Origin of the sequence: Methylobacterium oxalidis (genome assembly GCF_007992195.1) — a bacterium.
GTDB classification, from domain to species: Bacteria; Pseudomonadota; Alphaproteobacteria; order Rhizobiales; family Beijerinckiaceae; genus Methylobacterium; species Methylobacterium oxalidis.
The window spans coordinates 40,468-54,607 of the sequence record NZ_BJZU01000055.1 but is presented as its reverse complement, the minus strand read 5'-3'; the positions used below and the strand labels follow the sequence as shown (position 1 = coordinate 54,607).

The following is a 14,140-nucleotide window of genomic DNA, read 5'->3' as shown; positions in this document are numbered from 1 at the left end:
CGCGCGTCGTCCCCTGCTCTGCTGAGCTCTTGTCCTGGGACCGGAGCTTAACCCCGCCTCCCCGTTCTGTTGAGGGCGGTCAGGCTCCGGGCAGGATCTCGGCGTCCAACGGAGCGCCCTCGGCCCAGGCGTAGAGCAGCGCGCGGACCGCCTCCGGGTCGGCGAGGCGCTTGGCCGCCACCGTCTCGCCGGGGCCGACCCGCACGCTGACGCCCCCGTCCTCGTTGACGGATCCGAACGCAATCTCGTCCGTGCGGTCGTCGCCGAGGAAGATCGCTCGGCGCCCCGAATAGGGCGATTCCGCCATCAGCGCGCGGATCGCGTGCCCCTTGGTGGCCGAGGCCGGCACGATCTCGCCGACCGCCTTGCCGAGCTGGAGCCGGTACGCGCCCGCGAGCTCGGCGGCGATCTCCTTCACCACCGCCTCCGCGCGCTCCGCGCCCGCTGCGTCGGCGAGCCGCCAGTGCACGGCGACCGAGGCGCCCTTGTCCTCGATCAGCACCGCGTCGAGATCGGCGACGAGGGCCTGCAGGCGCGGCACCCGGGCGCGCAGATCCGGATGATCCTCCGGGCGCGCCCCCGTCACGGCGTCGCCGAGCCGCCGCTCGACGCCGTGAAGCCCCGCCACGTCGAACCGCGCGGGTTTCAGGAAGTCGTCGATCACGCCGATCGGTCGGCCGGTGACGATGGCGAGCGCGCCGCCGAGCCGCTCCCGGAGCCGTTCGAGAGCCGGCACGAGGCCCGGATCGACCCGCACCGCGTCGGGTCGCGGCGCGATCTCGACGAGGGTGCCATCGAAATCGAGGAAGAGGGCGAGGTCGCTCGGGGCCGTCACGGGGCGCGCTCCTGTGCTGCGGGCGGACTGCGCTAGCACGCCGCGTGCCCGCGGCAAACGCCGCGGCCGCACCGGCGGATGCACCCCGCGCGACGCGCCGGTCCGATCGCGCGCAGATGTGATCCCCGCGGCAGGATCCGGCGCCCCTGTTTGGCGGGAGGCCCGGCTGCGGCTACATGCCGGACCGGGACAGGTGACGGGAGCGGCGGATGCAGGATACGGACGTGGTCGGGCCGGAGGCGGCGGGCTTCAGCGCCGAGCGCCTGGAGCGTATCGACGGCTGGATGCGGCGCCTCGTCTCGGACGGCCGCCTCGCCGGCCTCTCGGTCAGCGTGATGCGCCGGGGCCGCACCGCCTTCGCGCGGGCGCACGGCCGGGCCGACCTCGCCCGGGAGACGCCCTTCACCCTCGACACCATCACCCGCATCTACTCGATGACGAAGCCGCTGACCTCGGTCGCGGTCATGATGCTCTACGAGGAGGGCCGCTTCCAGCTCGACGACCCGGTCGCCCGCTTCCTGCCGGAATTCTCCGAGATGCGGGTGCTGACCGGCGGGAACCGCAACAAGTTCGAGAGCGAGCCGGCCCGCCGGCCGATCACGATCCGGGACCTCCTCACCCACACCTCCGGCCTGACCTACGGCTTCATGGAGGCGACCCTCGTCGACGAGCTCTACCGGCGCAACGGCGTCGACTTCCACCTGAAGGATGCGAGCCTCGCCGAGGTGGTGGGGCGGGTGGCCAAGCTGCCCCTGCTCTCTCAGCCCGGGGCCCAGTGGAACTACAGCGTGGCGACCGACGTGCTCGGCCATCTCGTCGCGGTGATCTCGGGCATGGATTTCGGGGACTTCCTGCGCGAGCGGGTGATCCGGCCCCTCGGCATGGCCGATACGGATTTCCACGTGCCGCCGGAGAAGCTGCCGCGGCTCGCCGCCAACTACACCCTGTTCCGGGACCGCAGCCTCAAGCTCTACGACGACGCGGTCGACACGGCCTTCGCCAAGCCCCCCGCCATCGCCTCGGGCGGCGGCGGACTCGTCTCGACGGCCGCCGACTACCTGCGCTTCTGCCGCTTCATCCTGAACGAGGGTGAGCTCGACGGCGTGCGCCTCCTCGGGCGCAAGTCCGTGGCGCTGATGCTCACGAACCACCTGTCGGGCGACCTCGCCAGCATGGGCACGCCGCGCTTCGCCGAATCGTCCTACACCGGCATCGGCTTCGGGCTCGGCTTCTCGGTGATGCTCGACCCCGCCCGCGCCCAGATCCTGGGCACGCCCGGCGAGGTCGCCTGGGGCGGCGTGGCGAGCACCGCCTTCTGGATCGACCCGGCCGAGGATCTCGCGGTCGTTCTGCTGACGCAGCTGACCCCGTCCTCGGCCCTGCCGATCCGGCGGGAATTGCGGGTGCTCACCTACGCCGCGCTCGTGGACTGAGCGCGGCGCCGGATCTTCAGGCTCACTCCGCAGGCGCGGCCGGGGCGGCCTTCTTCTCGGGGGCCGGCGGCTTCGGGGCGGCGGGCTTCGGCGCCGGCGGCGTCGCCGCAGCGGTGCCCGTCGTGCCGGGGCCGGCATTGCCCGCCGTGGCCGCGGGCTTCGGCGCCCACTCGGCGTCGGCGCGGGGGCCGTTCGCGCCGTTCGTCGGGCCGGTGAGTTGGCCGGGCAGCACGTCGGTGACGCGGTTCCAGGTCTGCGAGCCGCACAGGAAGCCGAGCATGCAGCCGCGCACCGAGAGCTCGGCCGGTTGCTCGCTCCAGATCGTCACGTCGTAGAACTTGCCTTCCTCGGAATTGTAGATCTTGCCCTCGTATCGGCTGTCCGCGTTCGGCTTCAGGCCCATGATGAGCTGGTGGCCGAGGGAGGGGCGGCTCTGCTTCTTCGGGTCCGGGTTCTTGAAGTCGACGCGGGGCTGGCCCTTGTCGTTCAGCGGGGTCTTCAGCCAGACCACGTAGCCGCAGATGTTCTTCTCCTGCGGGCCGCACTTCTCGACGCGGATTCGGGCGCGCCCGTCCTCCGTCAGCCAGGTGCCGCTCGGGTCGATTGGCGCGGCGGCGTGGGCGATCCCGGCCAGGGCGCCGAGTGCGATGAGCGGCGCAATCGCGCGCCCGGCCAGAAGCCCGGCCCAGGGTCCGGCACTCGCGCCGGTCCGTCGAAACGTCATCCGATCACTCCCATGGCCTCCTGCCCCGCCTGGACGACACGCCTCGGCGGCCGGGCCTCGTCTGGATGCCCCGCCATTCCTCCCGGAAGGTGTCCGGATCATGACCGCGCCGCGCGGGACGGGGGAGAAATCGCCGGGTGCAGCCGGGGGTGCGATGGAGTCTACGGCGCTCGAACGCGAAGAGGGCCGGCGCTCGCGCACCGGCCCCTTGAGCCTTCACGGTCCGATGTAGCGGCTCACTCGGCCGCGGTCATCTCCGGGGTGTAGTGGCCGCACCAGTCCTTGTTGGCGACCACGGGCCAGAGGCCCTTCGACTCCGGAGCCGGCTGGCTCACCGGCGGATTGAAGCGGCAGAGGCCCTCGTCCGTTGCGGCGACGCCTCCGTTCAGCTTGTGGTCGTCGAAGAAGCGGCAGCTCTCGCAGGCGCCGTCGTGGGTGCTGGCCATGTGTGTCTCCAAAATTCGCTGGGGCGAGCATGGCCCGCCGCGTCCTCGCACTTGTTAATTAGAACAAGTCCAATGTGCAGTCAATGCTCCTCCGGCAACCCGGTTCCCGCCTACCGCGTCCCAACCGTGTCTCTACCCTGTGCGGCACCTCAAAGCGGACGTTGACGGCAGTGCCCTTCACGGCCTAGCTTCGTCGGTGACGGTTCCCTTCGGGGATCAAAAGGGAACGCGGTGAGGGTTCATCCCGAGGCCGTGGCTGCCCCCGCAACTGTAAGCGGCGAGCCCTTCACCACCACGTCACTGGACGCTGCGGCGCCTGGGAAGACGGCGGGGGGCACCGACCCGCGAGCCAGGAGACCTGCCGTCAGCCGTGGTCACACGCGAGCCAGTCGGGCGGGGTGTTCCGATGGGTGCCGAACCGGACGACGCGCTGCGGCGCGCGGCCGGGCCGAGGCCTCGTTCGCGGTGACGTGCCACACTGAGCGCGCCCGCGTGTCCGCCGTCCACCGAAGCGCCCCCGCCGCAGGCGTCGCGCCCGCAGCCCTGCCCCGTTCCGTCCTGCCCGTCGCGGCGGGCCCGGTCGTGGCGTGGCCGGTCCGCCGACGAACCGTCCTGTGCGGGGTTGATTGCAACATTATTACATTGCAATCAGTGCGACGGCGAGAGCGGGCATCCGCGCGTGCCTCGACCTTCGGACCCGAACCCCGATGCCCTCCCGTTCCATCCACGCCGGTGCCACCGCCCGCCTCGTCCGGCGTCTCCTCCTCTCCGCCGCAGGCGTCTGCGTCTGCGCGGAGGTGCAGGCGCAGGAAGCCGTCACTCTCGACACGCTCTCCGTGGCCGGAAGCGGCGCGCCCGCGGGCCTGCCGGCGAGCCTCGCCTCGGGCCTCGCCCTGCGCGCGCCGAATCGCGGCGCGAGCCGCCTCGACCTGACGCCGCTGGAGACACCTGCGAGCATCGACGTGATCGGGGGCGAGACCGCGCGCCTGCGGGGCCAGAACACGGTCGTGGAGGCGGTGACGCAGAACGCCACGGGCATCACCACCATCGGCGCGCCCGGCAACGGCAACGGCGCCTTCACGGCCCGGGGCTTCGCCGGCCCGAACTCGATCCAGCAGCTCTACGACGGCACGCGCCTCTACGTCGGGGCGGGCACCGTCAACTTCCCCTTCGACACCTGGAACATCGAGCGCATCGAGGTGCTGCGCGGCCCGGCCTCGGTTCTCTACGGGGACGGCGCGATCGGCGGCGTGGTCAACGTGGTGACGAAGAAGCCCGTCTTCGTGCCCCTCAACGAGGCCCGCGCGGCCGTCGGCTCGGACGGCGTGGCGCGGCTCGCACTCGATTCCGGCGGCCCGATCGGCGAGTCGATGGCCTACCGGCTCAACATCAGCGGCAACCGGGCGGACGGCTGGATCAGCCCGGACGGCGACTTCCGCAACCTCGCGGTCTCGGGCGCGGTGACGTGGCGCGCGACGCCCGACCTCGACCTCACCGTGAGCCACGATTTCGGCTTCCAAGAGCCGCAGCGCTACTGGGGCACGCCGCTGGTCGAGGGCCGCATCCTCGAGTCACTGCGTTTCAACAACTACAATATCCGCGACGCGAAGATCCTCTGGCAGGACAACTGGACCCAGGCGCGGGCCGAGTGGCGCCCGAGCGCGGACATCACGATCCGCAACACCGCCTACCGCCTTCAGAGCCGGCGCCACTGGCGGGACGTCGAGCAATACGCCTTCAACCGGGCCACGGGCTTGATCGACCGCTCGGACTACATCGAGATCTACCACCAGCAGGAGCAGGTCGGTAACCGCTTCGACGCGGCCTTCCGGGGCGAGCTGTTCGGATTCCGCAACGAGTTCCTGGCGGGCTTCGACGTCAACGCGATCCGCTTCCGCCACACCAACAACTCGCCCTACGGCGGCGAGTCGAGCGTGTCGCCCACCGGCTACGACCCGGGCCTTTTCATCAATCTCGCGGGCACGCGGCCGGCCTACGCCACCCGCACCAGCCAGGCCTCGGTCTTCGCGGAGAACCGGCTGATCCTGTCGGACCGCCTCTCGCTGCTGGCCGGCGTGCGCTACGACGCGCCGAGTCTGCACCGGGAGGACCTGCGCGCCGGCACCTCCTTCGACCGGGACTTCCGGGCCCTCGGCTACCGCTTCGGCGCCGTCTACAACCCGACGCCGGACACCGCGCTCTACGCCCAGTACGCCACCGCGACCGACCCGGTCGGCAGCTTGATCAGCCTCTCGCAGAGCCTCGCGAATTTCCAGCTCGCGACGGGGCAGCAGGTCGAGGTCGGCGCCAAGGGCCTGTTCTGGGGCGGTCTCGGGGAGTGGACCCTGGCCGGCTACCGCATCGTCAAGGACAACCTGATCTCGGTCGTGCCGGGGCAGCCGGGGGTGAGCACCCAGGTCGGCCAGCAATCCTCGCAAGGGTTCGAGGCCGCCGTCTCGCTGCAGATCACGCCCAGGTGGCGGGTCGATGCCAACCTCGCCCTGCTTCACGCGCAGTACGACGATTTCAGCCAGACCGTCGGCGGCGCCGTGGTCTCCTACGCGGGTCGCCAGCCGATCGACGTGCCCGAGCGCGTCGCCAACCTCTGGCTGAACTACGCTTTCGCGCCCGCCTGGGAGGCCCGTGTCGGCGTGCAGTATGTCGGCGATACCTTCTCGGACTTCGGCAACACGGCGCGGCGGCCCGACTACGCCCTCGTCAATCTCGGCCTCGACCATCAGGTCACGCCGGCCTCGCGCCTGTCGCTCCGGGTCTACAACCTGCTCGACACGGTCTACGCCGTGAGCGGCAACGCGGTCGACGGGATCGGCACGAACTGGCTGCTCGGGCGCCCGCGCTCCTTCGAGGTCGCCTACGCGGTGAGCTTCTGAGGCGATGCGCTCGCTCAAGCGCGCGAAGCGGTGGCTCGTCCTCGGCCATCGCTGGCTCGGGATCGGCACGGGGCTGTTCTTCGCGGTCTGGCTGCTGTCGGGCCTTGTGATGCTCTACGTGCCCTTCCCGAGCCTGACGGAGGCCGAGCGGCTCGCGCGGCTGCCACCGCTCGCCCTCAATCAAGTCGGCGTTGCGCCTGCGGAAGCCCTGCGGGCGGCGGTCCTTCCCGCCCCGCCCCGCTCCTTCGGCCTGGAGATGCGGGGCGACGCGCCCGTCTACCGGATCGTCAGCGCCGAGGGCGCCCTCGCCACGGTCTCGGCCGTGACGGGCGCGGTCCTCCCGCCGGTCGCGCCCGATGCGGCGCTCGCCTGGGTGCGCGGGCAGACCGGCCGCGCGGCCGGCGTCCGCACGCTCGAGCGCGACCAGTGGACGGTGGCCGGCCGCTACGATCCGCTTCGGCCCTTCCACGTCGTCGCGCTCGGCGACGGAGCGGGGACCGAGCTCTACGTGTCCGGCGTCACCGGTGCCGTCGTCCTCGACACGACGGCCCGGGAGCGCTTCTGGAACTGGCTTGGGGCGGTGCCGCACTGGCTCTACCCGACGCCGCTGCGGGCCCGCCCCGACCTCTGGCGCGACGTCGTCCTCTGGGTCTCGGGATTCGGCGTCGCCGGCGCCCTCAGCGGGCTCGCCCTCGGGATCTGGCGCCTGCGCCCGCGGCGGCGCTACCCGTCGGGCAGCGCGACGCCCTATCGCGGGATCGCCCGCCTCCACCACCTGTTCGGGGTCGTCGGCGGCCTCGGCCTCCTCACCTTCGTGGCGAGCGGCTGGCTCTCGATGAACCCGAACCGATGGTTCTCCGGCCCCTCGCCGGACGCGGCGATGCGGCAGGGCTACGCGGGCGTCGCGCCGTTGCCGGGCCTCGGGGAAATCCGTGCCGCCCCAGCCGGCACGGTGGCGCTGCGCTTCATCGCGGCCGGCGGGACGACCCGGCTCGTGGCCCTCGACGCGGCGGGTGGGCGCCGCGTGACGCCCGCCGTCGACGAGGTCGCGATCCGCGCCGCCGCACCGGGACTGATGCCGGGCGCGCAGCTCGCGGGCGTCGAACGGCTCGCTGCCTACGACGCCTACTGGTACGCCCACCACGACGCGAAGCCGCTGCCGGTGTTCCGCCTCGCCTTCGATGACCCGGCGGGAACGTGGTTCCATGTCGACGCGACGACGGGCGAGCTTCTCGACCGGCTCGACCGGAGCGGACGCGTCCACCGCTGGCTCTTCGCCGCCCTCCACCGCCTCGACCTGCCGGTCCTGATCAGCAACCGGCCGGCCTGGGACGTCGCGCAGTGGCTCCTCAACGGGCTCGGCCTCGTCGTCGCGCTGACGGGCGTCGTCATGGGGTGGCGCCGCCTGCGCCGTCCGCGGCCCGCTTTCGGAACACGAGGCTGAGGTTGTTCGCCGGCATCTCCACGCGCTCGTCGAGAGCGAGCCCGTGGCGCGCGGCGAGCGCCGTCACCGTGTCCCGGTCGCGCAGGCCCCAGGCCGGGTTGCGCGCGCGCAGGTCGGCATCGAAGGCGAGATTGCTCGCCGCGGCGTCCCGGTCCGCCTCCAGGAAAGGGCCGTAGAGGAAGAGAGGCGCGCCCGGCGGCAGGAGTCTCCCTGCCCCCGCCATCAGCCCCTCGGCCGCCGACCAGGGCGCGATGTGGATCATGTTGATGGCGAGGATCGCGTCCGCCGCCACGACGGGCCAATCGGGCGCCGACGCGTCGAGGCGGAAGGGAGGGCGCAGGTTCGCCAGGCCGCTCGTCCGGCGATGGGCCGCGATGCTCGCGAGCGCTTCCGCGTCCGGATCGCTCGGCTGAACGTCGAGATGCGGCAGGGCGCGAGCGAAATGCACCGCGTGCTCGCCCGACCCGCTGGCGATCTCGAGGACGAGCCCTCGCGTCGGCAGGATGCGCGCGAGCACGGCGAGGATCGGCTCGCGATTGCGCAGGGTGGCGGGAGCGTGCAGCGCTGCGCCGTCGGCATCCCAATCGAGCATCCGTCCGCCTCCCGTTCGAACGCCGGCCGCCGGGATCATAGGCGGCACCGAGCATCACTTCACGTCCGCGCGACGTTCGCGCGCGCAAGCCTACCGTTCGGCGGTCGCCGCCCGATCTTCCAGCGGACGGAACGGCCCGAGACCGGAGGCGCCGATGCGGATCGAGACCAACTTCCTGTTCGACCTCGACGGGACGCTCGTCGACAGCGTGTACCAGCACGTGCTGGCCTGGAAGCAGGCTCTCGACGCGGAAGGCATCGCCCTCTCCGTCTGGCGCATCCACCGCAAGATCGGGATGAGCGGCGGTCTGTTCACCAACCAGCTCCTGCGCGAGACGGAGCTGGAGATCAGCCCCGAGCGGGTCGACCGCCTGCGCCGCCTCCACGCGGAAGCCTACGCGGGGCTCTCGGGCCAGATCGTGCCGCTGCCCGGCGCGCAGGCGCTGCTCGCCGCCCTCACGGACGCCGGCATCCCGTGGGCCATCGCGACGAGCGGCCGGATGGAGACCGCCAGAGCCAACCTCGACGCTCTGGGCATCGACCCGGCGCAGGTGCCGGTCGTCACCCGCGACATGGTGAAGTACGCCAAGCCCGATCCCGACCTTTTCCTGGCGGCAGCCGAGCGCCTCGGGGTGCGCATCGATCACGCGGTGATCGTCGGCGACAGCATCTGGGACATGCTGGCCGCCCGGCGCTGCAAGGGGCTCGGCGTCGGGCTGCTCTCGGGCGGCTACGGCACCGACGAGCTGGAGCGCTCGGGAGCCGTGCGGGTCTACGAGGACCCGGCCGACCTCCTCGCCCATCTCGACGAGGTCGGCGGGCGTCGCTGAGCGGCGCTCACTCGCGCTTCCGCCCCGTCCAGGCGGCGAGCATCGGGGCCGTGAAGGTCTCGTACCACCACGTCGCCGGCAGGCCGGGCCACAGCGGCAGCGGCGCAGCGGCGGGGCCGGCAGCACCGGGCCGCGCCGTCCGGCCCTCGACCACGGGCGGGCGCTTGTTCTTGATCAGGAGGTCGTTCAGCGCCTCGACGCCGAGGGCCTCCACCGGCACGCCCCGTTCCGCGGCGAGCCGGTGAAGTTCCGCGAAGCCCGGTGCGTTGACCCAGACCTGCAGAAGCCTGGGGCCCTGAGCGGCGCTCCGCGCAGGCTCGGGCGTGGGCGACGGAGGCGTCGAGAGCGGGAGCGGCCGTGGGTCGGCGGCGTCCGGCCGCGGCTCGGCGGCCGGGCGCGGCGACAGGCTGGTGAGGGACGGACGGGTTCGCCGGGCCATGAGGTCTACCTTCGGGTTCTGCGGGCCTGAGCGGCCGGCCGCAGCGACTCGACCACCGCCGACCACATCGCGCCGACCTCGTCGGCCGCGCGGCTTCCGGGATCGTACTCGGTGACGGATTGCCCGCTGATCAGGGCGTGCGACAGGCTCGCCCGCTGCGAGACCTGCCCGGGCAGGACCGGGGCGCCGAGCTCCGTCAGCACGGTGCGCGTCTCCGCGACGATGCTGGTGGGGCGGTTGCTCCGCGTCATGGGCGGCGCCGCGTTGATGAGGCAGGCGATCCGCGCGTCGAGGCTGCGGGCCATGGCCAGCGTCGCGCCGACCGCGTCGAGGTCGAACGGGCCCGGCCGCACGGGGATGAGCGTCAGGCTCGCGCGGCTCATGAGTGCCGAGATCAGGGGCGCGTTGTGGGGCGGACTGTCGATGACGACCCAGTCGGCGTGCTCGCGCCGCGCCCGATCGAGCGTGTCGGGAATCGCGGCGGCGTCCGCCTTCACGAGGAGCGGCGTCTCTGCGGCGCGCTGCCGGTGCCAGAACGAGAGGGATCCCTGCGGGTCGGCATCGACGAGGATTGCGCGGCCCTCTCGCGCGGCGAGGGCTCCGAAATGCGCGGCGAGCGTGCTCTTGCCCGCCCCACCCTTCTGCGTCGCGATCAGGATCACCTGCACGGCGGCTTCCCCTGCACCCGGCCTCGCGCCGAGGATCCGGCCGTGCCGCGCTGCGGCGGGTGGCCATTTGAGGAGAGAAGCCGGGCCCTGGCAAGCCCCGGCGCTTCCCGGACTCGTCGAGAGGACGTGCGCGTCGCGGTGATGTCGGCGCAATGGGCGTTCGCGCCGCCGAGAGCGCCCTACATCGTGCCCTGACCCGACCCCAGCATGAGCACCGCCCTGACCACCGCCGGTATCCGACGCCCGCCCGCCATCGAGCGCCTGCTCACGCACGAGGCCGCGGCCGCACCGATCGCGATCTACGGGCGCACGGCCGTGACGCGATCGCTGCGCGCGGTACTGGAGGATGTCCGCGCGGGCCGTGCTGCGCTCGGCGCCGAGGCCGCCCTCCTCGCGGACGCGGCGACCCGTCTCGACGCCGAGAGCCGGCCCTCGCTGCGCCCGGTGCTCAACCTGACCGGCACGGTGCTGCACACCAACCTCGGCCGGGCGCTGCTGCCGGAGGAGGCGGCCGAGGCCGTCTCCGCCGTGATGACCCGGCCCGCGAACCTCGAGTTCGACCTCGAGCGGGGCGAGCGCGGCGAGCGCGACAGCCACGCCGAAGCCCTGATCTGCCGCCTCACCGGGGCGGAGGCGGCGATCGTCGTCAACAACAACGCGGCGGCCGTGCTGCTGGTGCTGAACGCTCTCGCCCTGCGCAAGGAGGTCGTCGTCTCCCGCGGCGAGCTCGTGGAGATCGGCGGTTCCTTCCGGGTGCCCGACGTGATGGCCGGGGCCGGCTGCCGCCTGCGCGAGGTCGGCACCACCAACCGCACGCATCTCGGGGACTACGCCGGGGCGATCGGCCCGCGCACCGGCCTCGTCATGAAGGTCCACCCGAGCAACTACGCGATCCAGGGCTTCACGGCGGAGGTCATGGAGGCCGAACTCGGCCGGCTCTGCCGGGAGCGGGACGTGCCCTTCGCGGTCGATCTCGGCAGCGGCAACCTCATCGACTTCGCGGCCTACGGCCTGCCGCCGGAGCCGACCGTGCAGGCGGCGCTGTCGCATGCCGACCTCGTCACCTTCTCGGGCGACAAGCTCCTCGGAGCGGTCCAGTGCGGGCTGATCGCGGGACGGAGCGACCTGCTCGCGCGCATCCGGAAGAATCCGCTGAAGCGGGCGCTGCGCGTCGACAAGATGACCTACGCCGCGCTGGAGGCGACGCTGCGCCTCTACCTGCACCCGGAGCGCCTGCGCGAGCGCCTGCCGACCCTGCGCCTGCTCACCCGCGACGCCGCCGACATACGGGTCCAGGCGGAGCGGCTGCTGCCCGAGGTGTGCGCCCGCCTTGGGGCTCGGGCCGAGGTGGCGGTCGAGCCCTGCATGAGCCAGATCGGCTCGGGCGCGCTCCCGGTCGAGACGCTGCCGAGCGCCTGCCTGGCGCTGCGCCCGCCGCCGGGCGCGCGCAAGGCAGGGGCCTGGCTGAAGCGGCTCGGGGCAGCCTTTCGCGCCCTGCCGCTGCCGATTCTCGGCCGGGTCAGCGGGGGCGCCCTGCGGCTCGACCTGCGCACCCTGGAGGACGAGGCCGGCTTCCTCGCGGGGCTCGCGGCTCTCGACCTGCCCGAGATGGATATGTGAGCCGCCTAGCCTGTCGCGAGCCGGCCAACTCTGGTAGACCCGGCCGCGGAGGCGAACGGGGTCTGGTGGCCCTCCTGGTCTTCAAAACCAGCGGTACGCCAACAGCGTACGGTGGGTTCGATTCCCATCCGCTTCCGCCAGACGCCCGAGGGGCGGGTCTGCGCGGCGCATGAATGACGGGCCGCTGATCAGCGGCGAACCTCGCTGTGATAGCCTCCGCCGCCGTCGGCTGCCCATCGGCGGCCGTCGAGGAAATGCCCCTCGCCGTAAAACCCGCCGCCGCCATCTGCCACCCACCGGGTGCCCTCGATCAGCGCGCCTTCGCCCTTGAACCCGCCACCGCCATCGGCTGCCCAGCGCAAGCCTTCGATGAGCGGGCCGTAGCCGCGGAAGCCGCCCTTTCCGTCCGCTCCCCAGCGCATGCCTGCGATGCCGGGTCCCTCGCCGCGGAAGCCGCCCCCGCCATCCGGGGCCCATTTCTGCCCTTCAACTCCGCGCCCGATTCCAACATATCCGCCCTGCCGATCCGAAGCCCAGCGAACATCTGGATTCCAATGAAATAGAATTGCGACCACGTTTGACGTATCCTCTCAGGGCAGAACGAAAATTTGAATGGAACTTCGCATTTCCTGCCGCGGCAAGTCGATGCATCGTCTTCGGCGAAAAGATTGGAATACTTGCGTTAAGAGGTTGAGCATTCTGAGCATCCAACCGTCTCAGGGTTGTACAGCGAGCCCTTCGCGGTCACGCCCGGACCTGCAACCGCGGCACGCTCACTCCCGGCAGCCGTTGCTGCGCTCCTGGCGGACGATCTCGCCAACCTTCGCGCGGTCCCGCGCTGAGAGCGGCACGTCCCGAATGTCGTCGTAGCGGCAGTTCGCGTTGCCGAAGGCTCTGATGCCGCGCGCGGTGCGGAAGCAGTAGCCCGCCTCGGCGTAGACGGCGTTCCGCTCACCCCAGAGCTCGTCGCAGGGAAAGTCCGCCCGCGCCGGCGTCGCGAGCGGCAGGACGGCGACGACGGGCACGAGGCCGATGAGGGCGAGCGGGCGCAAGAAAAGGCTCCGAGGCTAGGTTTGTCTTCCGCTCGGACCCTGTCACGTTCCTGCGCGCGGCGCTACGGCTCGGCTCTCGGTCACCCCTCGATCCGGAGGCCGGCAGGACCGTCCTCGATGCGGCCCACGATCGCGGCGAGCGGGTAGCCCGCCGCCCGGGCCCGGTCGCGGATCGCCTCGGCCTCGGCGGCTGCGCAGGAGGCGAGGAGCCCGCCGGAGGTCTGCGGGTCCGTGAGCAGGTGCCGCCGCCAATCCGGGAAGTCCGCGGGCAGGCGGACCTCCGCCCCGTAGGCAGCCCAGTTCCGGTGCGAGGCGCCGGTGACGTAGCCCTCCCGGGCGAGCGCCTCGGCGCGCGCCAGGAGCGGCACCGCGCCCGCCTCGATCACCACCCGCAGCCCGGACCCGCGCGCGAGTTCGAGCCCGTGGCCGAGGAGGCCGAAGCCGGTCACGTCGGTCATGGCGTGCACGTCCGCATCCGCCGCGAGGTCCGCGCCAACCCGGTTGAGGAGCGTCGTGGTCGCCAGGAACTCGGCGTAGCCGTCCTCCGGCAAAGCCTCGCGCTTGATCGCCGCCGAATAGACCCCGACGCCGATGCCCTTCGTCAGGATGAGGGCGTCCCCGGCCCGGGCGTCGCTGTTCCGGCGCACGCGGTCGCGCCCGGCGGTGCCGATGACGGCGAGCCCGTAGATCGGCTCCGGCGTGTCGATCGAGTGGCCGCCCGCGATGGGGATGCCGGCCTCGGCGCAGATGCTGGCGCCGCCCTTCAGGATCTCCGCCACGGTCTCGGGCGCGATCCGGCCGACCGGCATGCCCAGGATGGCGAGGGCCAGGATCGGCCGCCCGCCCATGGCGTAGACGTCCGAGATCGCGTTCGTCGCGGCGATGCGGCCGAAGTCGCGCGGGTCGTCGACCATGGGCGTGAAGAAGTCGGTCGTCGCGATGAGGCAGGTGCCGTCGTCGAGCGCCCACACGGCGGCGTCGTCCGCCGTCTCGTTGCCGACGAGGAGCCGCTCGAAGGGACCGGCAACGGGCTGGTTCGCCAGAAGCCCGCGCAGGATCGCCGGGTCGAGCTTGCAGCCGCAGCCGCCGCCGTGGGCGAGGCTCGTCAGGCGGATCGGTTCGGCGCTCATGGTCCCTCCGGGTTCAACGCTCGGCAAGGTCGGCTGC

The 14,140-nt window shown here is 72.2% G+C and carries 14 protein-coding genes, 1 tRNA gene and 1 riboswitch; of the genes, 6 read left to right on the top strand and 9 right to left on the bottom strand.

The genetic code is table 11. From position 1 onward, the window contains the following. Window positions 1-79: 79 nt before the first annotated feature. Entirely contained in the window at window positions 80-835 is a 756-nt protein-coding gene (gene otsB / locus MOX02_RS14590; protein ID WP_147026520.1) for a trehalose-phosphatase, read from the bottom strand. A 209-nt stretch (window positions 836-1,044) separates the two neighbouring features. Here otsB and MOX02_RS14585 point away from each other — a divergent pair, with 209 nt between their 5' ends. Then, a complete protein-coding gene (locus MOX02_RS14585; protein WP_147026519.1) occupies window positions 1,045-2,268 on the top strand; it encodes a serine hydrolase domain-containing protein in 1,224 nt (407 codons plus the stop codon). Between the two features lie 22 nt (window positions 2,269-2,290). Here MOX02_RS14585 and MOX02_RS14580 read toward each other — a convergent pair whose 3' ends face one another. Further along, window positions 2,291-2,992, bottom strand: coding sequence for a DUF2147 domain-containing protein (locus tag MOX02_RS14580; protein WP_147026518.1), 702 nt, complete (start codon window positions 2,990-2,992; stop codon window positions 2,291-2,293). 236 nt (window positions 2,993-3,228) lie between these two features. Beyond that, entirely contained in the window at window positions 3,229-3,438 is a 210-nt protein-coding gene (locus tag MOX02_RS14575) for a hypothetical protein (RefSeq protein ID WP_147026517.1), read from the bottom strand. A 183-nt stretch (window positions 3,439-3,621) separates the two neighbouring features. Beyond that, window positions 3,622-3,818: riboswitch (cobalamin riboswitch) on the top strand. Between the two features lie 327 nt (window positions 3,819-4,145). Between MOX02_RS14575 and MOX02_RS14570 the strand changes: the two genes are divergently transcribed. Together MOX02_RS14570 and MOX02_RS14565 are read left to right on the top strand one after the other, a co-directional pair. Next, complete coding sequence (locus MOX02_RS14570) at window positions 4,146-6,329, top strand: TonB-dependent receptor (protein ID WP_147026516.1); 2,184 nt, start codon at window positions 4,146-4,148, stop codon at window positions 6,327-6,329. Window positions 6,330-6,333: 4 nt separating this feature from the next. Beyond that, window positions 6,334-7,773 (top strand): PepSY domain-containing protein, encoded by a 1,440-nt coding sequence (locus MOX02_RS14565; protein WP_147026515.1) that lies wholly within the window; start codon window positions 6,334-6,336, stop codon window positions 7,771-7,773. Here MOX02_RS14565 and MOX02_RS14560 read toward each other — a convergent pair. Beyond that, window positions 7,718-8,365 (bottom strand): DUF938 domain-containing protein, encoded by a 648-nt coding sequence (locus MOX02_RS14560; protein ID WP_147026514.1) that lies wholly within the window; start codon window positions 8,363-8,365, stop codon window positions 7,718-7,720. The genes MOX02_RS14565 and MOX02_RS14560 overlap by 56 nt on opposite strands. 154 nt (window positions 8,366-8,519) lie before the next feature. Between MOX02_RS14560 and MOX02_RS14555 the strand changes: the two genes are divergently transcribed. Next, window positions 8,520-9,194 carry an HAD family hydrolase gene (locus MOX02_RS14555; RefSeq protein WP_147026513.1) on the top strand — a complete coding sequence of 225 codons (675 nt, stop codon included), beginning with the start codon at window positions 8,520-8,522 and terminating at the stop codon, window positions 9,192-9,194. 7 nt (window positions 9,195-9,201) lie between these two features. Here MOX02_RS14555 and MOX02_RS32175 read toward each other — a convergent pair whose 3' ends face one another. Together MOX02_RS32175 and MOX02_RS14545 are read right to left on the bottom strand one after the other, a co-directional pair. Next, window positions 9,202-9,633 (bottom strand): hypothetical protein, encoded by a 432-nt coding sequence (locus tag MOX02_RS32175; protein ID WP_147026512.1) that lies wholly within the window; start codon window positions 9,631-9,633, stop codon window positions 9,202-9,204. Between the two features lie 5 nt (window positions 9,634-9,638). Then, window positions 9,639-10,301: a nucleotide-binding protein gene (locus MOX02_RS14545; protein ID WP_147026511.1), complete on the bottom strand. Its 663-nt coding sequence runs from the start codon at window positions 10,299-10,301 to the stop codon at window positions 9,639-9,641. A 207-nt stretch (window positions 10,302-10,508) separates the two neighbouring features. Here MOX02_RS14545 and selA point away from each other — a divergent pair, with 207 nt between their 5' ends. After that, entirely contained in the window at window positions 10,509-11,921 is a 1,413-nt protein-coding gene (gene selA / locus MOX02_RS14540) for an L-seryl-tRNA(Sec) selenium transferase (RefSeq protein WP_147026510.1), read from the top strand. A gap of 47 nt (window positions 11,922-11,968) precedes the next feature. Beyond that, window positions 11,969-12,061, top strand: a tRNA-Sec gene (locus tag MOX02_RS14535). A gap of 48 nt (window positions 12,062-12,109) precedes the next feature. On the opposite strand, the gene MOX02_RS14530 is transcribed toward MOX02_RS14535, so the two are convergent. From MOX02_RS14530 to selD, 3 genes are all read right to left on the bottom strand, one after another. Further along, window positions 12,110-12,343: a hypothetical protein gene (locus tag MOX02_RS14530; RefSeq protein WP_147026509.1), complete on the bottom strand. Its 234-nt coding sequence runs from the start codon at window positions 12,341-12,343 to the stop codon at window positions 12,110-12,112. A gap of 351 nt (window positions 12,344-12,694) precedes the next feature. Continuing rightward, window positions 12,695-12,973, bottom strand: coding sequence for a YARHG domain-containing protein (locus MOX02_RS14525; RefSeq protein ID WP_147026508.1), 279 nt, complete (start codon window positions 12,971-12,973; stop codon window positions 12,695-12,697). 80 nt (window positions 12,974-13,053) lie between these two features. Further along, a complete protein-coding gene (selD, locus tag MOX02_RS14520; RefSeq protein ID WP_147026507.1) occupies window positions 13,054-14,103 on the bottom strand; it encodes a selenide, water dikinase SelD in 1,050 nt (349 codons plus the stop codon). Between the last annotated feature and the right edge of the window lie 37 nt (window positions 14,104-14,140).